Annotated in this window: 20 protein-coding genes and 1 pseudogene; 14 read left to right on the plus strand and 7 right to left on the minus strand. The window is 67.7% G+C overall.

All coding sequences use genetic code 11. From position 1 onward, the window contains the following. Genes cysD through NOF53_RS06605 form a run of 3 tightly spaced genes read right to left on the minus strand, consistent with a single transcriptional unit; the run spans position 1 to position 3,412 of the window. Positions 1 to 954, minus strand: coding sequence for a sulfate adenylyltransferase subunit CysD (gene cysD / locus NOF53_RS06595; protein ID WP_255966541.1), 954 nt, complete (start codon positions 952 to 954; stop codon positions 1 to 3). Next, positions 951 to 1,688 (minus strand): phosphoadenylyl-sulfate reductase, encoded by a 738-nt coding sequence (locus NOF53_RS06600; protein ID WP_255966543.1) that lies wholly within the window; start codon positions 1,686 to 1,688, stop codon positions 951 to 953. Before NOF53_RS06600 ends, cysD begins: the two co-directional genes overlap by 4 nt. Further along, positions 1,685 to 3,412 carry a nitrite/sulfite reductase gene (locus tag NOF53_RS06605; protein ID WP_255966545.1) on the minus strand — a complete coding sequence of 576 codons (1,728 nt, stop codon included), beginning with the start codon at positions 3,410 to 3,412 and terminating at the stop codon, positions 1,685 to 1,687. Before NOF53_RS06605 ends, NOF53_RS06600 begins: the two co-directional genes overlap by 4 nt. A 374-nt stretch (positions 3,413 to 3,786) precedes the next feature. On the opposite strand from NOF53_RS06605, the gene hemW reads away from it, so the two are divergent. After that, positions 3,787 to 4,995, plus strand: coding sequence for a radical SAM family heme chaperone HemW (hemW, locus tag NOF53_RS06610; RefSeq protein WP_255966547.1), 1,209 nt, complete (start codon positions 3,787 to 3,789; stop codon positions 4,993 to 4,995). A gap of 4 nt (positions 4,996 to 4,999) precedes the next feature. Here hemW and NOF53_RS06615 read toward each other — a convergent pair whose 3' ends face one another. Beyond that, positions 5,000 to 5,317, minus strand: a complete 318-nt coding sequence (locus NOF53_RS06615; protein WP_255966549.1) for a type II toxin-antitoxin system VapB family antitoxin — start codon at positions 5,315 to 5,317, stop codon at positions 5,000 to 5,002. 245 nt (positions 5,318 to 5,562) lie between these two features. Here NOF53_RS06615 and hrcA point away from each other — a divergent pair, with 245 nt between their 5' ends. The 9 genes from hrcA (at position 5,563) to era (ending at position 13,777) form a co-directional block, all read left to right on the plus strand. After that, entirely contained in the window at positions 5,563 to 6,606 is a 1,044-nt protein-coding gene (hrcA, locus tag NOF53_RS06620) for a heat-inducible transcriptional repressor HrcA (protein WP_109335011.1), read from the plus strand. A 92-nt stretch (positions 6,607 to 6,698) separates the two neighbouring features. After that, on the plus strand, positions 6,699 to 7,850 hold the full coding sequence (gene dnaJ, locus NOF53_RS06625) for a molecular chaperone DnaJ (RefSeq protein ID WP_255966555.1): 1,152 nt from the start codon (positions 6,699 to 6,701) through the stop codon (positions 7,848 to 7,850). Between the two features lie 2 nt (positions 7,851 to 7,852). Continuing rightward, positions 7,853 to 8,614 carry a 16S rRNA (uracil(1498)-N(3))-methyltransferase gene (locus NOF53_RS06630; RefSeq protein ID WP_255966557.1) on the plus strand — a complete coding sequence of 254 codons (762 nt, stop codon included), beginning with the start codon at positions 7,853 to 7,855 and terminating at the stop codon, positions 8,612 to 8,614. Positions 8,615 to 8,649: 35 nt separating this feature from the next. Then, complete coding sequence (locus NOF53_RS06635; RefSeq protein ID WP_255966559.1) at positions 8,650 to 9,411, plus strand: alpha/beta hydrolase family protein; 762 nt, start codon at positions 8,650 to 8,652, stop codon at positions 9,409 to 9,411. Between the two features lie 137 nt (positions 9,412 to 9,548). Continuing rightward, positions 9,549 to 10,622: a PhoH family protein gene (locus NOF53_RS06640; protein ID WP_255966561.1), complete on the plus strand. Its 1,074-nt coding sequence runs from the start codon at positions 9,549 to 9,551 to the stop codon at positions 10,620 to 10,622. 36 nt (positions 10,623 to 10,658) lie between these two features. Then, positions 10,659 to 11,201, plus strand: a complete 543-nt coding sequence (ybeY, locus tag NOF53_RS06645; RefSeq protein ID WP_255966563.1) for an rRNA maturation RNase YbeY — start codon at positions 10,659 to 10,661, stop codon at positions 11,199 to 11,201. A gap of 21 nt (positions 11,202 to 11,222) precedes the next feature. Next, positions 11,223 to 12,542 carry a hemolysin family protein gene (locus NOF53_RS06650; RefSeq protein ID WP_255966565.1) on the plus strand — a complete coding sequence of 440 codons (1,320 nt, stop codon included), beginning with the start codon at positions 11,223 to 11,225 and terminating at the stop codon, positions 12,540 to 12,542. After that, entirely contained in the window at positions 12,535 to 12,867 is a 333-nt protein-coding gene (locus tag NOF53_RS06655; RefSeq protein WP_255966567.1) for a cytidine deaminase-like protein, read from the plus strand. Before NOF53_RS06650 ends, NOF53_RS06655 begins: the two co-directional genes overlap by 8 nt. Further along, positions 12,860 to 13,777: a GTPase Era gene (gene era / locus NOF53_RS06660; RefSeq protein WP_255966569.1), complete on the plus strand. Its 918-nt coding sequence runs from the start codon at positions 12,860 to 12,862 to the stop codon at positions 13,775 to 13,777. The genes NOF53_RS06655 and era overlap by 8 nt, the downstream gene beginning before the upstream one ends. A 51-nt stretch (positions 13,778 to 13,828) precedes the next feature. Here the strand turns inward: era and NOF53_RS06665 are convergent, their stop codons facing one another. From NOF53_RS06665 to pdxR, 3 genes and pseudogenes are all read right to left on the minus strand, one after another. After that, positions 13,829 to 14,392 carry a TetR/AcrR family transcriptional regulator gene (locus NOF53_RS06665; protein WP_255966571.1) on the minus strand — a complete coding sequence of 188 codons (564 nt, stop codon included), beginning with the start codon at positions 14,390 to 14,392 and terminating at the stop codon, positions 13,829 to 13,831. Between the two features lie 3 nt (positions 14,393 to 14,395). After that, positions 14,396 to 15,837 (minus strand): annotated as a pseudogene (locus tag NOF53_RS06670) (amidase). 38 nt (positions 15,838 to 15,875) lie between these two features. Continuing rightward, positions 15,876 to 17,384: a MocR-like pyridoxine biosynthesis transcription factor PdxR gene (pdxR, locus tag NOF53_RS06675; protein WP_255966573.1), complete on the minus strand. Its 1,509-nt coding sequence runs from the start codon at positions 17,382 to 17,384 to the stop codon at positions 15,876 to 15,878. Between the two features lie 18 nt (positions 17,385 to 17,402). On the opposite strand from pdxR, the gene NOF53_RS06680 reads away from it, so the two are divergent. The 4 genes from NOF53_RS06680 to kdpB all read left to right on the plus strand — a co-directional run bounded on the left by NOF53_RS06680 (position 17,403) and on the right by kdpB (position 22,159). Continuing rightward, the gene (locus NOF53_RS06680) at positions 17,403 to 18,032 is read left to right on the plus strand and encodes a pyridoxamine 5'-phosphate oxidase family protein (RefSeq protein WP_255966575.1); all 630 of its coding nucleotides are present in this window, start codon (positions 17,403 to 17,405) and stop codon (positions 18,030 to 18,032) included. 241 nt (positions 18,033 to 18,273) lie between these two features. Next, a complete protein-coding gene (locus NOF53_RS06685) occupies positions 18,274 to 18,372 on the plus strand; it encodes a potassium-transporting ATPase subunit F (protein WP_005561976.1) in 99 nt (32 codons plus the stop codon). Beyond that, positions 18,372 to 20,057: a potassium-transporting ATPase subunit KdpA gene (gene kdpA, locus NOF53_RS06690; protein ID WP_255966577.1), complete on the plus strand. Its 1,686-nt coding sequence runs from the start codon at positions 18,372 to 18,374 to the stop codon at positions 20,055 to 20,057. The genes NOF53_RS06685 and kdpA overlap by 1 nt, the downstream gene beginning before the upstream one ends. Continuing rightward, positions 20,054 to 22,159: a potassium-transporting ATPase subunit KdpB gene (kdpB, locus tag NOF53_RS06695; RefSeq protein WP_255966579.1), complete on the plus strand. Its 2,106-nt coding sequence runs from the start codon at positions 20,054 to 20,056 to the stop codon at positions 22,157 to 22,159. The genes kdpA and kdpB overlap by 4 nt, the downstream gene beginning before the upstream one ends. Positions 22,160 to 22,163: the final 4 nt, after the last annotated feature.

The following is a 22,163-nucleotide window of genomic DNA, read 5'->3' on the forward strand; positions in this document are numbered from 1 at the left end:
TCAGAAGTAGCCCTCTCGCTTGCGGTCTTCCATGGCCGCTTCGGAAACTCGGTCGTCGCCGCGGGTCGCGCCGCGCTCGGTCAATCGGGATGCCGCGACCTCGGCGAGGATCGCCGCGTTGTCCGCGGCGTCGGAAAGGACTGCGCCGGTGGTGGACCCGTCACCGACGGTGCGGTACCGCACGGACAGCGTCTGCAGTTCCTCACCCTCGGTGGGCCCGCCCCACACGCCCGGGGTCATCCACATGCCGTCGCGCTGGTACACCGCGCGCTGGTGGGCGTAGTAGATGCTGGCGAGCTCGACGTTGTCACGGGCGATGTACCGCCAGATGTCGAGTTCCGTGAAGTTGCTGAGCGGGAACACGCGAACCTGCTCACCGGGGGAGTGCTTGCCGTTGTACAGGTTCCACAGCTCGGGGCGCTGCTTCTTCGGGTCCCACTGGCCGAACGCGTTGCGCAACGAGAAGATCCGCTCCTTGGCCCGGGCGCGTTCCTCGTCACGGCGAGCGCCACCGAAGACGGCGTCGAAACGGTTCTCGGCAATCGCGTCGAGCAACGGCACCGTTTGGAGAGGGTTGCGGATCCCGTCGGGACGTTCGGTGAGACGCCCGTCGGCCAGGTAGTCCTCGACCTTCGCGACGTGCAGGCGCAGGTTGTACTTCGAGACCACGTGGTCGCGGAAGTCCAGCACCTCCTGCAGGTTGTGGCCGGTGTCGACGTGCAGCAGGGCGAAGGGCAGCGGTGCAGGCCAGAACGCCTTGATGGCCAGATGCAGCAGCACCGTCGAGTCCTTGCCACCCGAGAAGAGGATGACCGGGCGTTCGAACTCGCCGGCGACCTCACGGAAGATGTGGATCGCTTCCGACTCGAGTGCGTCGAGTGTGTCGAACTGAGTGCCGTTCAACTGCGGGCGAACGCCCGTGTCGGCAACGGAGGTGGAGAAATCGATGCTCATGAGGCGTGCAACCCGCATTCTGTCTTGGCCTGACCGGCCCAGCGGCCGCTGCGCGGATCGCTGCCGGGGGCTGGCTTGCTGGTGCAGGGAGCGCACCCGATGGACGGATAACCTTCCTCGACAAGCGGATTCACGAGAATCGAGTGCTCGTCGATGTAGGCCTGCATGTCTTCGTCGGACCACGCGGCGATCGGGTTGATCTTCACCAGACCGAACGCCTCGTCGAACGAGATCAGCGGCGCGTTGGCGCGCGTGGGGGCCTCGACCCGCCGGATACCGGTGACCCAGGCCTTGTAGCCGGAAAGGGTCTTCTTCAGCGGGGCGACCTTGCGTAGTGCGCAGCACCGGTTGGGTTCACGGGCGAACAGATCCTTGCCCTCCGCCGCGTCCTGCTCGGCAACGCTGGCCTCGGCGCGGGCGTTGATGATGTTGACCCCGTACACCTGCTCCACGGCGTCGCGGGTGCCGATGGTCTCCGCGAAGTGATAGCCGGTGTCGAGGAACAACACGTCCACGCCGGGGTGGACCTGGGCGGCGAGGTGGACCAGAACACCGTCCTGCATGTTCGACGCGACGATGTAGCTATTGCGATACCCCGTCGCTTCGCTCGCACCGTCCCCGAACGTCTCTTCGGTCCACTGCAGCAGTTCGTGCGCGGTGGCACCTTCGAGGTTTGCTGCTCCGCGCTCGGCAAGGAGCCGGAGATCGTCGTGTGTGGCTGTGGCGAGATTCACCGCAAGTCTCCTTCGTCAGCTCGAACGACCCATTCCGCGAAGCGCTCACCTTCGTTGCGATGCTTCACGAACTGGCGGACGACGCGATCGATGTAATCACCGAGTTCGGTGCTGGTGACCTTGTGCTGGCGCAGCTTCCGGCCGAAAGCTGCATCGAATCCGAGGCTGCCGCCGAGGTGGACCTGGAAGCCCTCCACCTGATTGCCGTCGCCGTCGTCGACGAGCATTCCCTTGAATCCGATGTCGGCGACCTGGGAGCGGGCGCACGAGTTGGGGCAGCCGTTGATGTTGATCGTGATCGGCACGTCGAGCTGCGCGTTGATGTCAGCCAGGCGCTGCTCGAGTTCGGGGACGAGCACCTGTGAGCGCTTCCGGGTCTCGGCGAACGAGAGCTTGCAGAACTCGATTCCCGAGCAGGCCATCAGGTTCTTGCGCCAATGCGACGGACGTGCGGGCAGGCCCACCTCGTCCAAGTCGGCGATCAGCTGGTCGAGCTTGTCGTCGGCGACGTCGAGGATGATCAGCTTCTGGTAGGGCGTGAACCGGATCTTGTCGCTGCCGGCGCGCTCGGCGGCATCGGCAACCTTCGCGAGGATGGTGCCCGACACGCGACCGGCGATGGGTGCGACGCCGACGGCGTTGAGACCGTTGCGCGTCTTCTGCACACCGACGTGATCGATGGGACGCAGCGGCTTCTCGGGCGCCGGACCGTCGATCAGCTTGCGCTTCAGGTACTCGGTTTCGAGCACCTCACGGAACTTCTCGATGCCCCAGTCCTTCACGAGGAACTTCAGGCGTGCCTTGGCGCGCAGCCGGCGGTAACCGTAGTCGCGGAAGATTGAGACGACGGCTTCCCAGACGTCGGGAACCTCGTCGAGCGGCACCCAGACGCCGACCCGCTGCGCGAGCATCGGGTTGGTGGACAGCCCGCCGCCGACCCACAGGTCGAGACCGGGACCGTGCTCGGGGTGATCGACCCCCACGAACGCGACGTCGTTGATTTCGTGCACCACGTCCTGCTGGCCGGAGATCGCGGTCTTGAACTTGCGAGGCAGGTTGGAGTACTCCGGCTTGCCGATGTAGCGGCGGACGATCTCGTCGATCGCCGGCGTCGGGTCGAGGACCTCGGTCAGCGACTCACCGGCCAGCGGCGAACCCAGCACCACACGCGGGCAGTCGCCGCACGCTTCAGTGGTCTTGAGTCCGACGCCTTCGAGACGCTTCCAGATCTCCGGGACGTTTTCGACCTCGATCCAGTGGTACTGGACGTTCTCGCGATCCGAGAGGTCGGCGGTGTCGCGGGCGAACTCCGTGGAGATTCCGGCGATGGTGCGGAGCTGTTCGACGTTGAGTGCGCCGCCGTCGCACCGCACCCGCATCATGAAGTACTCGGCCTCGAGCAGGTCGATGTTCTCGTCGCCGGTGAAGGTGCCGTCGTAACCCTGCTCGCGCTGGGTGTAAAGACCCCACCAGCGCATGCGGCCACGCAGGTCGCTCTTGTCGATGCTGTCGAAACCCTGCTTCGAGTAGATGTTCTCGATGCGTGCCCGGACGTTGAGTGGGTTGTCGTCCTTCTTCGCCTGCTCGTTGGCGTTGAGCGGCTCGCGGTAGCCGAGGGCCCACTGTCCCTCGGCCCGTCGGCGGGTCGGCTTCGCCGTGCGGGTGCGAGTGGGCGCGGGTGCCGCGTCGGTGGCAGCGGGGGAGGCGTCGGTGGTCGACGTCATGGAGCACTCCTGAATCTCACGGTGCACCGGCTGAGTCCGAGGAGGAACGCTGTTCCTCGCTCAGGGCGTACGAATCCGGCCGGAAGTCGAGAAGAATGATGAACGGGCTGACAGGCTGGTTTTACTGCACGCAGCAGAGCAGACAACAACAGCTGCAGACACGCTTGAGATCGACGTGGCGACGTGCCACCAGTCGCACTCCGGGTCCGGTCATGCGCTCTATTGTGCCACGTCAGATCGCTGACTCAGAGCCGGGGACCAATTTCCACCATTTTTGCGGGAAATATCACGGTGTATTGCATTTCTTCCGGTCGAATGGGCGGAGGACTCGGACCGTGGACACCCCGGGTAACCGGACAGTGGACACTGGAAGGGTGAGCGGAACGAGTACTACCTCCGGCAGTTCGCGTGAGGCGGGCACCTTCGTGCTGCCGGAACGGTCCCTCGCTGGTGTAGGGAGTCGTCCGTTCGGCATCTACATCCACGTTCCGTTTTGTGCCACACGCTGCGGTTACTGCGATTTCAACACCTACACGGCCGGTGAACTGGGCACGTCCGCGTCGCCGCAGTCGTGGATGGAGGGATTGCGCCGCGAACTCGATGCAGCCGCGCAGATGACGGGGGCGCCCGCCGTGGACACCGTGTTCGTGGGCGGTGGTACCCCCTCCCTCTTGGGAGGTGACGGCTTGGCCGACGTCCTCGGCGCCGTCCGCTCGAGCTTCGGACTGGCCGACGGCGCCGAGGTCACCACCGAATCGAACCCCGAGTCGACGTCGCCGCAATTCTTCGACAGGCTCCGCGCCGGCGGTTACACCCGCGTCTCGTTGGGAATGCAGTCGGCGGCCCAGCACGTCCTGAGGGTTCTCGATCGAACGCACACTCCGGGCCGGGCCGTGGCCGCTGCTCGCGAGGCGCGGGCGGCCGGCTTCGAGCACGTCAACCTCGACCTGATCTACGGGACACCGGGGGAGCGCGACGAGGACCTCGACCTCTCCCTGGATGCGGTGCTGTCGGCGGGGGTCGACCACGTTTCGGCCTACGCGCTGATCGTGGAGGACGGCACGGCCCTGGCGAGGAAAGTCCGCCGCGGCGAATTGCCAGCACCGGACGACGATGTGCTGGCATCGCGCTACGAACGCATCGATGCGCGCCTCGCCGAGGCCGGGCTGACCTGGTACGAGGTGTCGAACTGGGCTACGGACGGGGCGGAATGCCGGCACAACCTGGGGTACTGGGACGGCGGCGACTGGTGGGGTGCCGGGCCGGGCGCTCACAGTCATGTCGGGGGCGTGCGCTGGTGGAATGTGAAGCACCCCGCCCGCTATGCCGAGCAACTCGCGGCGGGAGCGCTACCCGTCGGCGGAAGTGAACACCTCACCGACGACGATTGCCATCTCGAACGGGTGATGCTGACCGCCCGGTTGCGTACCGGCCTGCCGGTCGCCGAGCTCGATGCCGGGGAACTCCGCTCCGCGGACGCGGCGGTGGCCGACGGGCTCCTGGTGCGAAAAGGCGATCACCTGGTGTTGACCGATCGGGGGCGTCTCCTCGCCGATGCGGTGGTCCGGACCGTTCTCCGGTAGCCGATCAGGCGGTCACGATGCCGGGCATCTCGTCGTAGTCGAACACCCGCGCGTGCAGCACGACACGGTTCCGCAGAGCCGACCGCACTGCACGGTGCAGTCCGTCCTCGAGGTACAGCACACCGCGCCACTGCACGGCGTGCGGAAAGAGGTCGCCGTAGAAGGTCGAATCCTCGGACAGCAGCCGGTCGAGTTCCAGAACCTTGGTGGTGGTGACGATCTCGTCGAGTCGAACCTGCCGCGGCGGGATCTTGGACCAGTCGCGTAGCGACAAACCGTGGTCGGGGTACGGCTTGCCGTCCATGACACCTTTGAAAATCATCGCCTCGTCATCCGCCCGTCGTCGTGCCGTGCGCTCACCGACGCCCGACTATCCAGCTGGTCACCGATGTGCGACTTTCGGTCACCACAGTAAGGCCTCGTCGGGTACGGGCGTCCGGACGATTAGACTGGATCGAGCCGCGGTGCACGTGTGTATGTACGTAGCTCAGGGGACGTGAGGGTCGATCCGAACCCCGGTTCGGTGAGGGCCGTACTCGCAATGATCGAGAACTGGAGGTGGATACGGTGTCGAGTACTGACGACAGACGTTTCGAGGTTCTGCGCGCGATCGTCGCCGACTACGTCTCCACACAGGAGCCCGTGGGTTCGAAAGCGCTGGTCGAACGGCACAATCTCGGTGTTTCCAGCGCCACTGTCCGCAATGATATGGCCTTCCTCGAGAACGAGGGGTACATCGCCCAGCCGCACACCAGTTCCGGCCGCGTGCCCACGGACAAGGGCTACCGGCAGTTCGTGGACCGCATCGCCGAAGTGAAGCCGCTGTCGACAGCCGAGCGGCGCGCCATCCTCGAGTTCCTCGAGTCGGGTGTCGACCTGGACGACGTGCTGCGGCGGGGTGTGCGGTTGCTCGCGCAACTCACGCGGCAGGTGGCAGTTGTGCAATATCCCACATTGTCGGCCTCGTCCGTTCGTCATCTCGAGGTCGTCGCCTTGACGCCCGCCCGCCTGCTGCTGGTTCTCATCACCGACTCCGGCCGGGTCGACCAACGCATCGTCGAACTCGGTGATGTCCTCGACGACGAAGACCTCGCACGACTGCGCAGGCTGCTCGGTGGCGCTCTAGAGGGCAAGCGGCTGGCGGCCGCCTCGATCGCCGTGTCGGAACTCGCCGAAGAGGCTCCCGAAGATCTCCGCGACGCCGTGGTCCGTTCGGCCACCGTGCTGGTGGAGACGCTCGTCGAACATCCCGAGGAGCGACTGGTGCTCGGCGGCACGGCCAACCTCACCCGCAACGCCGCCGACTTCACCGGAATCAGCGGGCTGCCCGGTTCGCTGCGGGCGGTCCTCGAGGCGCTCGAGGAGCAGGTGGTGGTCCTGAAGCTGCTGGCCGCCACCCAGGACGCCGGCACCGTTACCGTCCGGATCGGCGAAGAAACCCAGGTCGAGCAGATGCGCGGCACCTCGGTCATTTCCACCGGGTACGGCGCTGCCGGCACCGTGCTCGGTGGCATGGGTGTGCTCGGACCCACCCGAATGGACTATCCGGGAACAATCGCATCGGTGGCAGCCGTTGCCAGATACATCGGGCAGGTACTCGCCGAGCGGTGACCGGCAGACCCGCGAGGTCGACGAGCGCCGCCGGAGACGTGAAGACGGATCAATAGCGCGATAACGAAGTAGAGAAGGACGAGAGACTCAACGTGGCACGGGATTACTACGCAACGCTCGGCGTCGACCAGAAGGCGACCGACCAGGAGCTCAAGCGCGCCTACCGCAAGCTTGCGAGGGAACTGCATCCCGACGTGAACCCCGACGAGTCGGCGCAGGCCCGGTTCCGGGAGATCTCGACGGCCTACGAGGTGCTGTCGGATCCGGAGAAGCGGCGCATTGTCGATCTCGGTGGTGACCCGCTGTCCTCGGGTGGTGGTGCCGGAGCCGGCTTCGGCGGCGGCGGCTTCGGTGGTGGTCTCGGCGACGTGTTCGAAGCGTTCTTCGGTGGCGGAGGTGGCGCAGGACGCGGTCCCCGCGGCAGGGTGCAGCCCGGTGCGGACTCCCTCCTTCGTACCCGGTTGACATTGGCGGAGTGCGCGACCGGTGTGAGCAAGCAGGTCACGGTCGAAACCGCGATCCTGTGCGACAGCTGTACCGGCTCGGGCACCAACGGGAACTCCAAGCCCGTGCGCTGTGAGACGTGTGGCGGCGCCGGTGAGGTGCAGTCGGTCCAGCGCTCGTTCCTCGGACAGGTGATGACCTCCCGCCCGTGCCCCACGTGCCGCGGCGCGGGCGAGACCATCCCGGATCCCTGCCACAAGTGTGGCGGCGACGGCCGCGTGCGTGCGCGCCGCGACATCACCGTCAAGGTCCCCGCCGGTGTTGCCGGAGGCATGCGGATCCGGCTTGCCGCGCAGGGTGAGGTGGGCCCCGGCGGCGGTCCGGCCGGTGACCTGTACGTCGAGGTCGTCGAGCAAGCGCACGAGGTGTTCGTCCGCGACGGTGAAGACCTGCACTGCACCGTCCGTGTTCCCATGGTCGACGCCGCGCTCGGGACCACGGTCACCATCGACACCATCATCGACGGTCCCAAGGACATCGTCATCGAACCCGGCACCCAGCCCGGGTCGGTCACGGTCCTTCGTGGCCACGGAATGCCCAAGCTGCGATCGGGTGTGCGCGGTGACGTGCACGCGCACCTCGAGGTCGTCGTGCCCTCACGCCTCGACCACAAGGAGACGAAGCTTCTCCGCGAGCTACGCGATTTGCGTGACCGGGACGTTGCCGAGGTCGTGTCCACCGAGTCGCAGCACAGTGGCGGGCTGTTCTCGCGTCTGCGTGAAGCGTTCAGCGGCCGCTGACGGTGGCGGCCACCGTCTTCTACCTCGACCCTCTGCCCGAGGTCGGGCAGACCGCGGTTCTCGACGGCCCCGAAGGCAGGCATGCGGCCACCGTGCGCCGAATCGGTGTCGGTGAGCGGATCGTCCTCGCCGATGGGCGGGGCGGTCTCGCGGACACCGAAGTGACGGCAGCGGGGAAGGACCGGCTCGAACTCACCGTCCACGAGCGTCGACAGGTGTCTGCGGCGTCTCCCGCGGTCACGGTGATCCAGGCGCTGCCGAAGGCGGACCGTTCGGAGCTGTCGGTAGAACTCGCCACCGAGGCCGGTGTCGATGCGATCATTCCCTGGCAGTCGTCGCGGTGCGTGGCCAAGTGGGAGGGGCCCAAGGTAGCGAAGGGTCTCGCCCGCTGGCGTGGCGCTGCAGTGGCCGCGGCCAAGCAGTCGAGGCGGGCGATCGTGCCCGAGGTCTCGGAACTGCACCGCACCGCGGGGATGCTCGCCGTCGTCCGTGAGGTGGTGGGCCGTGGCGGAGTGGTCGCGGTGTTGCACGAAGCGGCGACGCAGGGACTTGCCGAACTCCCGCTGCGTTCGGCCGCCGAGATCGTGCTGGTCGTCGGGCCCGAGGGTGGTATCTCCGACGAAGAGATCGCCGCGTTGACGGAGGCGGGCGCCGTCCCCGTACTGCTGGGACCGCACGTTCTGCGGACCTCCACAGCGGCCGCGGTCGCGTTGGGTGCCCTCGGGGTGCTCACGGACCGTTGGGGCGCGGCCCCTATCGCCTGACGATGCGTCGTGCCGGCCGATTAACCTGACTGCTCGTGGACCGCATTCGTATCGCTTACGGCACCGAACCGCAGCAGTTCGGGCACTTCTACGCCCCCGAGGAACCGGTCGAGGGTCCTGTTCCGGTGGTGATGGTCGTCCACGGCGGGTTCTGGAGCGGCAAGTACCACCTCAACTTGGGGACGAGCTTCGCGGTCGATCTCGCGCGTCACGGAGTTGCGGTGTGGAACATCGAATACCGCAGATTGGGTGCGGGCGGCGCCTGGAACGAGATGTCCGCCGACATCGTTGCCGCGCTGGAGGCGCTCGCCGGTCCCGTCGCCGAGCAATCCCCGGTTGCCTTCGATTTCGCTCGCGTCCGTGTGGTCGGGCACTCGGCGGGCGGGCAGCTCGCGGTGTGGCTCGCGAGCCAGACGCAGACCGCCGTGCGGCCCGAGATGGTGGTGTCGCAGGCCGGAGCGCTCGACCTGGCGTCGGCGGGGGAGCGCGGCCGGCGGATCGGGTACATCGAGGACCTTCTCGGTGTCCCTTTCGCCGACGATCCCGACCGCTATCGCTCCGCGTCCCCTTACCACCGGATCCCGATCGGTGTGCCGGTCGTGTGCGTGCACGGCACGGAGGACATTCAGGTACCGGCCAAGGTCAGCGTCCGATACAGCGATGCAGCGCAGGTAGCCGGAGACCCGGTCGCGTTGCACCTCGTCGATGGTGAAGACCACTACGCCTTCCTCAGCCCGGACAGTGAGTGCTGGAAAATTTCACGGCACGCGCTGTTGGCCGGTCCGGCCGACGGGTGACCCCGACACCGCCCGTGCCGATCATGCCGTCGTTGTCACGTATTCGGGTGGGCGCTGTGACCTGCGAGCGATAGACTTCGGTCAGCACGGCGACCGCCGTGAATCGCCGGGATCCGGAAGTAGGCCATATACCTCACGTGAGCGAACAAGACCAGAATGGCGAGACGTTCGGCGCCACGCGCCCGGCGGAACGCACCGTGCGTTCGAGTATCGATCTCCCACCCGAAACGGTCCCGCCTCTCCTCGGCTCTGCCGACGAGAATCTGCGAGCTCTCGAACGGGTCCTGGATGCAGACATCCACGTACGCGGCAATGCGGTCACACTCACGGGGAAACCCGGCGACGTTGCCCTGGCCGAACGCGTCATCACCGAGCTCGCCGCCATCGTGGGCCGTGGACAGCCGCTGGCACCCGATGCGGTGCGACGCACCGTGGGGATGCTGACCCAGGGTCTGAGCGAGTCGCCCGCCGAGGTTCTCACCCTCGACATCCTGTCTCGGCGCGGGAAGACCATCAGGCCCAAGACACTCAATCAGAAGCGGTACGTCGACGCGATCGACGCCAACACGATCGTCTTCGGTGTCGGCCCCGCCGGCACGGGCAAGACCTACCTGGCAATGGCGAAGGCCGTGCAGGCGCTGCAGACCAAGCAGGTGTCGAGGATCATCCTCACGCGGCCCGCGGTCGAGGCGGGCGAGCGGCTCGGATTCCTGCCCGGGACGCTGCACGAGAAGATCGACCCTTACCTGCGGCCGCTGCACGATGCGTTGCACGACATGATGGACCCCGAGGCGATTCCGAAGCTGATGCAGTCGGGCATCATCGAGGTCGCGCCGCTGGCATACATGCGCGGTCGCACGCTGAACGACGCGTTCATCATTCTCGACGAGGCCCAGAACACCACCGCCGAGCAGATGAAGATGTTCCTCACCCGGCTGGGCTTCGGTTCCAAGGTGGTCGTTACCGGTGACGTCACCCAGGTCGACCTTCCGGGCGGCGCGCGATCGGGCCTGCGGGCAGCCAGCGAGATCCTCGGCGACATCGACGACATCCACTTCGCCGAGCTGAACAGCAGCGACGTGGTCCGGCACCGGCTGGTGTCCGACATCGTCGACGCCTACGAGCGTTTCGAGGCAGACCGCGACGGCAAGATCGAGCTCGGAAACCGCGCACAGCGGAGAGCGGCGCACTCGCGTTCTCCACGACGGTAGGGTGAGTGTCGCCGGAACCAGGAGGAAGCGACACACATGAGCATCGAAGTCTCGAACGAATCGGGCATGGACGTCTCCGAAGAGGAGCTGATCAGCGTTGCCCGCTTCGTGATCGCACGGATGGACGTCCATCCTGCGGCCGAGTTGTCGATGGTCCTCGTGGACTCGGCAACGATGGCGGATCTGCACATGCGGTGGATGGATCTCCCGGGCCCCACCGACGTGATGTCCTTCCCGATGGACGAGCTCGAACCGGGCGGTCGTCCGGATGCAGCGGACCCTGGACCGTCGATGCTCGGCGACATCGTGCTGTGCCCGTCCTTCGCGGCGGATCAGGCCGACAAGGCCGGTCACCCGCTGGCCCACGAACTCGCGCTCCTCACTGTCCACGGCGTGCTGCACCTCCTCGGCTACGACCACGCCGAGCCGGAGGAGGAGAAAGAGATGTTCGGCCTGCAGAACCAGCTCCTCGAAGAGTGGTACGAGGATCTTCGCCGCGCCGAACGGGATGCGGCACTCGCTGCCCGGGACCAGAAGTTGCTCGGCAAGGCCGGGTTCTTCGACTCGCCGGATCAGTAACCGCCACGTGAAGGGTTCTCTGTGAGTAGCGCCATCGCGCTGATCGTCCTCGCGATCGTTCTCGTCGCTCTCGGCGGTGTGTTCGCCGCGGTGGACTCCGCTCTCAACACGATTTCGTCCGCCCGTGTCGAGGAGATGGCCAAGGAGGACCGGGCCGGTGCGCACCGGGTCCTGCGCATCCTCTCCGACCGCCCGCGCTACGTGAATCTGATGGTGCTGCTTCGCATCCTGTGCGAGATCACCGCTACGGTCGTGCTTGTCGGCGGGTTGTTCGACCTCCTCGAACCGGTGTGGGCGCTCACCGTCACCGCGATCGTCATGGTGCTCGTCGACTATGTCGTGATCGGCGTCGGTCCGCGCACGCTCGGCCGTCAGCACGCTTACTCGATAGCATTGATCGCGTCGTTCCCCTTGCAGGTCATCGGTACCCTCCTCGGTCCGATCAGTCGACTGCTGATCCTGATCGGTAACGCGATCACCCCGGGTAAGGGATTTCGCAACGGTCCCTTCGCCTCCGAGATCGAACTTCGCGAACTCGTCGACATGGCGCAGGAGCGTGGCGTCGTAGCCGACGAAGAACGACGCATGATCCAGTCGGTGTTCGAACTCGGCGACACCTCGGCCCGCGAGGTGATGGTTCCGCGTACCGAGATGGTGTGGATCGAGAGCGACAAGAGCGCCGGACAGGCGACGTCCCTCGCCGTCCGCAGCGGTCATTCGCGGATCCCCGTGATCGGCGAGAACGTCGACGACGTCCTCGGGGTGGTGTACCTCAAGGACCTGGTCCAGCAGACGTACCACTCGCGTGACGGTGGGCGCAGCGTTCGCGTCCGCGACGTGATGCGGCCGGCCGTGTTCGTGCCGGATTCCAAACCTCTGGACAGCCTGCTCGCCGAAATGCAGCGCGACCGCAACCACATGGCGGTGCTGGTCGACGAATACGGCGGCGTCGCCGGGCTCGTCACCATCGAAGACGTCATCGAGGAGATCGTCGGGGAGATCGCCGACGAGTACGACCAGGACGAGACACCGCCGATCGAGGACCTCGGCGACGGTATGTACCGGGTGTCGGCGCGGCTGCCCATCGAGGATCTCGGCGAACTGTTCGGACTCGAACTCGAGAACGACGAGGTCGAAACCGTAGGCGGGTTGATCGGATACGAACTGGGCAGGGTTCCCCTCCCCGGCTCCGAGGTCGTGTCGGAGGGTCTGATTCTGCGCGGTGAGGGCTCACCCGACGTGCGGGGTCGAGTGCGCATCAGCACGGTCTTCGTGCAACGTGCACCGACCTCGGAAGACGATCACGAAGACGACCGCGAACGAGAGAGCGACGATGCCTGAACTCGATCCCGAGGACGCCAAGCTGATCGTGCTTGCGCGGGGAGCCCTGGGCCGCAGCAGAAGTGGTCAGGGCGCCGCTGTCCGCGATCTCGACGGCCGCACCTACGCGGCGGGCGCCGTCACCTTGGCGTCGTTGCCGTTGACCGCTCTGCAGTCGGCCGTCGCTGCCGCGGTGTCGAGCGGGGCAGAAGGGTTCGAAGCCGCTGTCCTGATCGGCGGAGCCCCGGATGATCCGGGCATCGCCGCACTACACGAAGTCAGTGCGCAGGCGGCGATCGTCTTCGCGCGAACCGATGGATCCGTGATCGAGGAGAAGTATGAGTAAACCCGAATTCCGTTCCGGATTCGTCTGTTTCGTCGGGCGGCCCAACACGGGCAAGTCCACGCTCACCAATGCATTGGTGGGGAGCAAGATTGCGATCACGTCTTCGCGTCCACAGACGACCCGGCATACGATTCGCGGCATCGTGCACCGCGAGCATGCGCAGCTGATCCTCGTCGACACCCCGGGGCTGCACCGGCCCAGGACGCTCCTCGGCCAGCGCCTCAACGACCTCGTGCGTGACACCTACTCCGAGGTCGACGTGATCTGCCTGTGCATCCCGGCGGACGAGAAGATCGGCCCCGGCGACCGCTGGATCGTGCAGCAGGTCCGCCAGATCGCACCGAAGACCACACTCATCGGCATCGTGACGAAGATCGACAAGGTCACCAAGGACAAGGTCGGGCAGCAACTGCTGGCAGTGTCCCAGATGCTCGGCCCCGAGTCCGACGTCGTGCCGGTCTCGGCTGCGTCGGGTGAACAGGTGGAGGTCCTGGTGGACGTCCTCGCCTCGAAGATGGAAGAAGGGCCCGCGTTCTACCCGGACGGCGAGCTCACCGACGAGCCCGAAGAGACACTGATGGCCGAACTCATCCGTGAGGCCGCCCTCGAAGGTCTCGGCGACGAACTGCCGCACTCGCTCGCAGTGGTCATCGAGGAAGTAATTCCCCGCGAAGGTCGCACTGAGAAGCAGGGCGAACTGCTCGATGTGCACGCCCTGCTCTACGTCGAACGCCCGTCCCAGAAGGGCATCGTGATCGGCAAGGGTGGCGCCCGACTCCGCGAGGTGGGGACCAAGGCTCGTCTGCAGATCGAGAAGCTGCTCGGCACCCGTATCTTCCTCGAACTGCACGTGAAGGTCGCCAAGGATTGGCAGCGCGACCCGAAACAGCTGGGCCGCTTGGGGTTCTAGGCGGCTGCGCCACCCGTGCGTGGTGAACGAGTCCTGAGGCTCGTCAACCACTCACGGGGCGGCGGCCCTGAGCAGGAGGAGCACCGACGTCGCGAAGTCCTGATCGCCGTCGCTTCCGGTCGCGAGTCTCCTGAGCTGCAGGCCGGCAATGGTGGCGACGATGGTCGGGGCGACGGATGCCGCGTCGGGGACGCCGAGGGCGGTGAGGATCGTCACCGTCAAATCGTCGTACGCGGCGAAACATTCGGCGGCGGCCTGCCGCAGCTCGTGGTCGCGTCCCGCCTGGATGTACAGCTCGAACGGGGCGATCCGCTCGGCGGAGAACGCCAGATCCTTCGCGACCTTCCCGGTGAGTGCCGCGGCGTCCTCGAGGCTGAGCCCCTGGTCCCGGTATCCCTCCGCCAGCTCCGACAGGCGCTGCGTCTCCTCCGTCACGAACCCGGACAGCGCGGCGCGCAGCAGGTCCGTCTGTGTGGGGAAGTGGTACGTGATGGAGCCGAGTGACACCCCGGCCTGCGCGGCGATTCGCCGATTGGTCACGCCGGGAATGCCTTCCGTACCGACGATGTGCAGCGCCGCTGCGAGGATGCGGTTCCGAACGTCCGTCGAAGCCATCGGTCACCACCACTTCTCGGGACGTTCCAGATCCCAACGCAGCACCGACTCGAGTTGGGCCGCAACCGACACCAGCAACGGCTCGGCGCCGTCGTGTCCCATCAGCTGGGCTCCGGTCGGCAGGTTGCCGGACGTGAACCCGGCCGGGACGTTCACACTGGCCAGCCCAGCACGTTCCACGGCCACGCGTACGGGCAGACCGCGGTGATCACCTTGTCCGTGGCCCACGAGCTGATGCCGTCGATCCCCTCGACCCTCGGTGGGGGAGTCGCTGTGGTCGGGGCGAGGACGAGGTCGTACTTGTCGAAGATCACCCCGACCCGTCGCTGCATCCTCGGCTCGGCGGCGCGGGCGACCCATAGCGGTGCCCCACGCAACAGTCGTCCGGTCTTGGCGTTGCCCTTCGTGCGGGGGTCTATGAGGGAGGGGTCCGGGACCTTCCGCACCCAGTCGTCGATTCCGGCCATCGACCGCGGGAGGAAGCCGAGCCCGAACATGATTCCGTAGTCGGGGTCGTCCACCACGACGTGATGGCCGAGCCTGCGCAGCGCCTCGGCGATCCGTGCGACGCCCTGGCGGACCTCGGGATGCAACGTGGTGGGGGTCGCGGTGAACGGGATCCGCAGCGACAGCGCGTTCCGCAGCGGTCCGGGGTCGCGACCGACGGCGTCGCTGACGGTGACCGGCGCGGGCGTGTGCAGGTCGCCCTCGTGCGGTCCCGATGCCACGTCGAGAAGCAGCGCCGCGTCGGCGACGGTCCGGGCCAGCGGGCCGTTGACGGTGAGGCCGTAGAACGCCTCGGCTGCCGGCCAGGTGGAGATTCGGCCGCGTTGAGGCTTGATCCCGACGAGGTTGGTCCAGGCGGCCGGGATGCGGATGGACCCGGCGCCGTCCGAACCGATCGCCGCGGCCACCACACCGGCGGACACGGCCGCCGCGGCGCCGCCGGACGACCCTCCGGGGGTGTGGTCACCGTTCCAGGGATTGCGGGTGTACCCGAAGGCGGGACCGCCGGTGAGCGGCCACTGTCCGAGCTCCGGACTGTTGGTCTTGCCCACGACGGCACCGGCGGCGCGCAGGCGCCGCACCATCTCGGAGTCGCGCGCCACGGGCGGGAAGTCGCCCGGGCACCCGAACGCGGTCGGTTCGCCGGCCACGTCGACGTCGTCTTTCACGGCGATCGGGACCCCGAGCAGCGGCAGGCGCTCACCGGCGGCGATCCGGCGGTCGGCCTCGGCGGCTTCGGCCAGTGCCTTGGTCCGGCGAATCACCTTGAACGCGTTGAGCGTCGGCTGGCTCGCGTCGATGCGGTCGAGGGCGGCGCGGGTGGCCGCCACCGACGTGGTGGCGCCGGAGGCCAGCGCCTGCGCCTGCTCGACGAGTCCCGGGGACCGCTCCCCGTCGTTGTCGCGCTGCCGTCGATCGTCCAGTTGTCCCGCACTCATGTCGCCCCTCCCGTGACTGTTCGTTCGAACGAACAGTATCAGCCGAGGTGTTGGCGGACCACCCTCCCGATCGCCTCGGCCGCCCCGAGAGCCTGCGATTCGGGGAGTCGGGCGTACCCGCAGACCAGCCCCCGCGGGCCGCCCGCTGTGGTGCGGTAATCGGCGAGGCTCGGGACCGTCACACCGTGGTCTTGCAGCTCAGCCGACAAGGCGACGTCGTCGACGGAACCGGGCAGCGTCAGGACGACGTGGAGACCGGCCTCGATGCCGGCCAGCCCGGCACCGTCCGTGTCGACCGCGGACAGTTGCTGCTGCAGTGCGGTGACGAAGGCCGCCCGGCGGGCCGAGTAGGTGCGGGAGGCGCGGGCGAGGTGCCGTGACAGTGCACCCGAGTCGATGAAATGCGCCAGCGCGAGGGCGGTGACCGCGCAGCACGCCTCACCGCTCGCGTCGAGGGCCCGGACCAGTCCCGGCCGGAGCGCCGGAGGGGCGATCACCCACGCCATCCGGATCGAGGGAGTGAGGACCTTTGACGCCGTGCCCACGTACGCCACGCATTCCGACCCGCCGTCGATGCTGCGCAGGGCGGGCAGTGCCGACACGTCGTAGCGGAACTCGCCGTCGTAGTCGTCCTCGATGATCACCGTTCCGGAGGCCGCGGCGTCGGCCACGAGCCGCGCCCTGCGGCCCACCGGCATCCGGGCTCCCATCGGGTACTGATGGGCAGGCGTGCAATAGGCCGCGGCGTCGGTGGCGCGCAGCAGGGCGGGGTCGAGTCCGTCGCCGTCCACGGACACGCTGCGCGTCCGCACCCCCGAACCGTCGAGCACGGTGCGGGCCCGGCTGTAGCCGGGCTCCTCGAACACCACGTCCCGGCCGCCGAGTCCTGCTGCGGCTACGAGGGTGCGGAGCGCAGCGGCGACTCCGGGAACGATCACCAGTTCGTCGGGGCGTGCCGCGATCCCCCGGGTCCGGCGTAGCTGTTCCGCGAGGGACCGTCGCAGCTCCGGGTGCGCGCCCGGGCCCGGGACGTCCGAGGTCACGGCAGCGGCGGCCGCCGACCGCCACGCCCGGCGCCAGTCGACGGTGGAGATCAGGGCAGGGTCGGGGTGGCCCGGAGTGAGATCCCACAGCGCCGCCGGCTTCGGGGGCGCTGTGGAGGAGGCCCGATCCGACGTGGGCGTGGTCGCGTGGGAGGCGACGTGGGCGCGGGCCGCCACGTCGGCGCCCGGTGCGATCCGGGTGCCGGAACCGGCGCGGGCGTTCGCGTATCCGGACGAGCAGAGTTCGTCGTAGGCGTCGACCACCGACGCTCGCGCGACCGTCAGGTGTTCGGCCAGCGCCCGCGTGGAGGGCAGTGGGTCGCCGGGTCGCAGGCGACCCACGCGGATCTCGTCGAGGATCGACTCCGCGATGCGGTGCCGCAGCGGTGCGTCGGTGTCGGGGAGCCGCAACGTCAGGTGCAGTTCGGGGCTGATCCGGGGCATGGTCCCGACAATACTGGTCTGGCGATAATGATGATTGTGGATCTGGACGATGATCCACATAGGGGTGAGGATGGTCTCGTGGACAAGATCATGAGATACCCCGACCGTGCCCGCACCGAACGCGCGCAACTCGACTCCGTCCTCGACGCCGCGCCAATGGGCACCCTCGCCACCGTCGTCGACGGGCTGCCGTGGGCCGTGCCGATGCTGTACGCCCGCGACGGCGACAGGATTTTGCTGCACGGCTCCACCGGGGCCGGCGCGCTGCGGCAGGTGGCGGCGGGCGCACCGGCGGCGCTGTGCGTCGCGATGCTCGACGGAATCGTCGTCGCGGACACCCTGTTCGACTCGTCCGCCAACTACCGTTCGGCGGTGGTGCGGGGCAACCTCGTCACCCTCGGCGAAGACGAATCCGCCGACGCACTGAACGCGCTGTCGGACGTGCTGATCCCCGGCCGCAGCACCGAGGTCCGGGGGCACCGGCGCAAGGAACTCGCCGCGACACTGGCCCTCGCCCTCCCGATCACGCCGGGCCAGTGGACCGTCAAGGTGCGGGACGCACCGCCGGGCGAACCCACCGAAACCAGCAGCGCGTGGGCCGGCGTGGTCCCGGTTCGGTCGGTCGCCGGCGCGCCCGTCCCGGCGCCGTGGGTGGCGAGCGGCACGCCTGTGCCCGCGTCCGTGTCGCGGCTGACCCGGACCGCGTAAGGAAAGCGTCAAGAGCCGGAGGAGTCCCGTAAGCGCTTCGTCAGCGCCGCCTCTTTCGCCGAGATCCGGCGTGATGCTGGCATGACACCCCACAACCGTGGGGTGTCATGCCTGCGCTGAACCGCAGGATCAGTACGAAGAGGGATCCTCACATGGCCGATGTGGCCTACGTCGCGCTCGTCCTCGGCGGATTCGCCTGTTGCGCGGTCGTTCTCCGTGCCCTGCAGACCGGACGCGTGAAATGACGGGCGCCGGAATACTCGCGGTCGCGCTCGTCGCTATCGCCGCCGCGCTCGTCGTGTACCTCCTGATCGCGCTCATCGACCCGGAGCGGTTCTGATGACGCCTGCCCTGGCGGCCGGACTGCAGGTCGCCTTCGTCCTCGCGGTACTCGCGGTCGCATACGTGCCGGTGGGCGACTACATGGCGCGCGTGTACGAATCACGACGTCACCTGCGGGTCGAATCCGTCCTGTACCGCCTGTGCCGCATCAACCCCCACACCGAGCAGACCTGGTACGGCTACGCGGGCAGCGTGCTGGGATTCTCCGCGGCGAGTGTGCTGTTCCTCTACGCCCTGCAGCGCATCCAGGGAGTGCTGCCGCTGTCCGGGGACCTCTCCGGGGTCAGTCCCGCGGTGGCGTTCAACACGGCCGTGTCGTTCGTGACGAACACCAACTGGCAGTCGTATGCGCCCGAGACCACGATGAGCAACCTGACCCAGCCGGTCGGGCTCGCCGTGCAGAACTTCGTGTCCGCAGCGGTGGGCATGGCCGTCGTGGTGGCGCTGATCCGCGGGTTCGTCCGGGTGTCGCGCGGCGGTGAGATCGGCAACTTCTGGGTGGACCTCACCCGGGGCAGCCTGCGGATTCTGCTGCCGTTCTCCTTCGTGATCGCGCTGATTTTGCTGAGCCAGGGCGTGATCCAGTCCTTCGACCCGGGCTTCGCGTCCACCGGTCTGGACGGCAACTCCGTCACCAACGCACTCGCACCCGTCGCCTCGCAGGAAGCGATCAAGGAACTCGGCACCAACGGCGGCGGGATCCTCGCCGCCAATTCGGCGCACCCGTTCGAGAACCCGACGCCGATCAGCAACATCGTCGAGATCCTCGCGATCCTGCTGATCCCGGTCTCGCTCACCCGCACATTCGGCAGCATGGTCGGCGACCGCAAGCAGGGTCTGACCCTGCTCGCCGTGATGGGCATCCTGTGGGGATCGCTCCTCGCGGTCACGCTGGCCGCGGAGTCGGGTCGGCGCGGCGTCGCCGCCACCGCCGCGGGCGCGATGATGGAGGGCAAGGAGGTGCGTTTCGGAATCCCGGGAACGGCACTGTTCGCCGTGAGCACCACCGGAACGTCCACGGGCGCGGTGAATTCGGCGCACGACAGCCTGTCGCCGCTCGGCGGCGGAGCCGTTCTGCTCAACATGCTGCTCGGCGAGATCGCGCCCGGCGGTGTCGGCACCGGGCTCTACGGAATTCTCGTCCTCGCTCTGATCGCCGTCTTCGTCGGTGGACTCCTCGTCGGCCGCACACCCGAATACCTCGGCAAGAAGCTGCGGCAGCGGGAGATCACCCTCGCCGCCCTGTCCGTTCTGGTGATGCCGGCGCTGGTCCTGATCGGGACCGGAATCACCGTGATTCTGTCCTCGACCACCAGTTACCAGGGCAACAGCGGCGACCCGGGAAGTCCCGGATCCATCCACGGATTCTCGGAAGTGCTGTACGCGTTCGCGTCGGCCTCGAACAACAACGGTAGTGCGTTCGGCGGGCTGACGGTGACGAGCGACTGGTTCCAGACCGCTCTCGGCCTGTGCATGCTGTTCGGCCGGTTCCTGCCCATCATCTTCGTCCTCGCGCTCGCCGGATCCCTGGCGTCGCAGAAGAAGACGGCCGCAGGCGCCGGAACCCTGCCGACGGCGGGCCCGATGTTCACCGGGCTCCTCACCGGCACCGTCGTGCTCGTCGCGGCGTTGACATTCTTCCCGGCCCTCGCGCTGGGACCGATCGCGGAGGCTCTGCAGTGAGTGTAAACGTGACCAGTCGTCCGGCGACCGGGGCGGCGACCACGACGCCCGAGGGCGGCCACGGCCCGGCACCCGTGAAAGCGGGAATCTTCAGCCCCGCCCAGCTGGTGACGGCGCTACCGGGCGCCCTGCGCAAACTCGACCCCCGGCACCTCGCCCGCAACCCGGTGATGTTCGTGGTGTTCGTCGGCTCCGTCGTCACCACGGTCATGGCCGTCGCCGACCCGTCGGTGTTCTCCTGGGCCGTCGTCGCCTGGCTGTGGTTCACCGTGTTGTTCGCGAATCTGGCCGAGTCGGTCGCGGAGGGCCGGGGCAAGGCGCAGGCGGCGAGCCTGCGGAAGGTGAAGCAGGACACGGTCGCCCACCGGATCACGGCGAGTGGTCGGGTGGAGTCGGTCGCGGGTACCGAACTCACCGTCGGCGACCGGGTCGTCGTCGAGGCGGGGGAGGTGATACCCGGCGACGGTGACGTCGTCGACGGCATTGCGACCGTGGACGAGTCGGCCATCACCGGCGAATCGGCACCCGTCGTCCGCGAATCCGGCGGCGACCGGTGTGCCGTCACCGGTGGCACGACCGTGCTGTCCGACCGGATCGTCGTGCGCATCACCGCGGCCCCCGGACAGTCGTTCGTGGACCGGATGATCGCCCTCGTGGAGGGGGCGGCGCGGCAGAAGACGCCGAACGAGATCGCGCTGAACATCCTGCTGGCGTCGCTGACGATCATCTTCCTGCTGGCCGTCGTCGCGATCGGTCCGATGGGCCTGTACGCGGGCCAGGAGCAGGATCCGATCAAGCTGATCGCGCTGCTGGTGTGCCTGATCCCGACCACGATCGGGGCCCTGCTCTCGGCCATCGGCATCGCCGGGATGGACCGGCTGGTGCAGCGGAACGTCCTGGCGATGTCGGGGCGGGCGGTGGAGGCGGCCGGCGACATCGACACCCTGCTGATGGACAAGACCGGCACCATCACGTTCGGCAACCGGCAGGCCACGGCGCTGCATCCCGCACCGGGGGTTTCCGCGATCGAGTTGGCCACGGCCGCACGGTTGTCCAGCCTCGCGGACGGCACGCCCGAGGGTCGCAGCATCGTGGACCTGTGTGCCCGCGACTTCGGGTTGGACCCGGCACCGTCCGAGGCGGAGAGAGCGGCGGAGTTCGTGCCGTTCACGGCGCAGACCCGGATGAGCGGACTCGACATCGACGGCGCCCGGATCCGCAAGGGCGCAAGCGACGCGGTGCTGACCTGGGTGCAGGCGCTCGGCGCTCGCGCGGCGCCCGCGGTCACCGACAGTGTGAACCAGATCGCGCAGGCCGGGGGGACGCCGCTGGTGGTGGCCGCCGTCCACGGAGACGCAGCGACCGTCCTCGGCGTGATCGCGCTGTCGGACGTGGTGAAACCGGGCATCGCGGAGAGGTTCGCGGAACTGCGGGCCATGGGGATTCGCACGGTGATGATCACCGGCGACAACCCGTTGACCGCGAAGGCCATCGCGGCCGAGGCCGGAGTCGACGACTTCATGGCCGAGGCGACCCCCGAGGACAAGCTCGCGCTGATCCGTAGGGAACAGGAGGGTGGCCGACTCGTCGCGATGACCGGGGACGGCACCAACGACGCCCCGGCGCTGGCCCAGGCGGATGTCGGGGTGGCGATGAACACCGGGACGTCCGCGGCGAAGGAAGCCGGGAACATGGTGGATCTCGATTCGGATCCCACCAAGCTCATCGAGGTGGTGGAGATCGGCAAGCAGCTGCTCATCACCCGCGGTGCGCTCACCACGTTCTCGCTTGCCAACGACCTGGCCAAGTACTTCGCGATTCTTCCCGCCCTGTTCAGCGGCATCTATCCGCAGCTGGACACGTTGAACATCATGCGGCTGGCCACCCCGGAATCGGCCATCCTGTCGGCGGTGATCTTCAACGCCGTGGTGATCGTCGCGCTGATCCCGTTGTCGTTGAAGGGCGTTCGCTACCGTCCGTCGTCGGCGTCGTCGCTACTGGGCCGCAACCTGCTGATTTACGGTCTCGGCGGTGTGATCACGCCGTTCGCCGGTATTTGGCTCATCGACCTCGTCGTCCGTCTCATTCCCGGAATTGGGTGATCCC

It is taken from the genome of Rhodococcus tibetensis, assembly GCF_024438035.1.
GTDB lineage: Bacteria > Actinomycetota > Actinomycetes > Mycobacteriales > Mycobacteriaceae > Rhodococcus_F > Rhodococcus_F tibetensis.

Excerpts from the sequence above, each read along its gene's own strand:
- era (WP_255966569.1), top strand. The coding sequence starts at position 12,860 with ATGAGTAAACCCGAATTCCGTTCCGGATTCGTCTGTTTCGTCGGGCGG.
- NOF53_RS06665 (WP_255966571.1), bottom strand. The coding sequence starts at position 14,392 with ATGGCTTCGACGGACGTTCGGAACCGCATCCTCGCAGCGGCGCTGCAC.
- NOF53_RS06615 (WP_255966549.1), bottom strand. The coding sequence starts at position 5,317 with ATGATTTTCAAAGGTGTCATGGACGGCAAGCCGTACCCCGACCACGGT.
- NOF53_RS06655 (WP_255966567.1), top strand. The coding sequence starts at position 12,535 with ATGCCTGAACTCGATCCCGAGGACGCCAAGCTGATCGTGCTTGCGCGG.
- cysD (WP_255966541.1), bottom strand. The coding sequence starts at position 954 with ATGAGCATCGATTTCTCCACCTCCGTTGCCGACACGGGCGTTCGCCCG.
- pdxR (WP_255966573.1), bottom strand. The coding sequence starts at position 17,384 with ATGTGGATCATCGTCCAGATCCACAATCATCATTATCGCCAGACCAGT.
- NOF53_RS06685 (WP_005561976.1), top strand. The coding sequence starts at position 18,274 with ATGACGGGCGCCGGAATACTCGCGGTCGCGCTCGTCGCTATCGCCGCC.
- ybeY (WP_255966563.1), top strand. The coding sequence starts at position 10,659 with ATGAGCATCGAAGTCTCGAACGAATCGGGCATGGACGTCTCCGAAGAG.
- NOF53_RS06605 (WP_255966545.1), bottom strand. The coding sequence starts at position 3,412 with ATGACGTCGACCACCGACGCCTCCCCCGCTGCCACCGACGCGGCACCC.
- kdpA (WP_255966577.1), top strand. The coding sequence starts at position 18,372 with ATGACGCCTGCCCTGGCGGCCGGACTGCAGGTCGCCTTCGTCCTCGCG.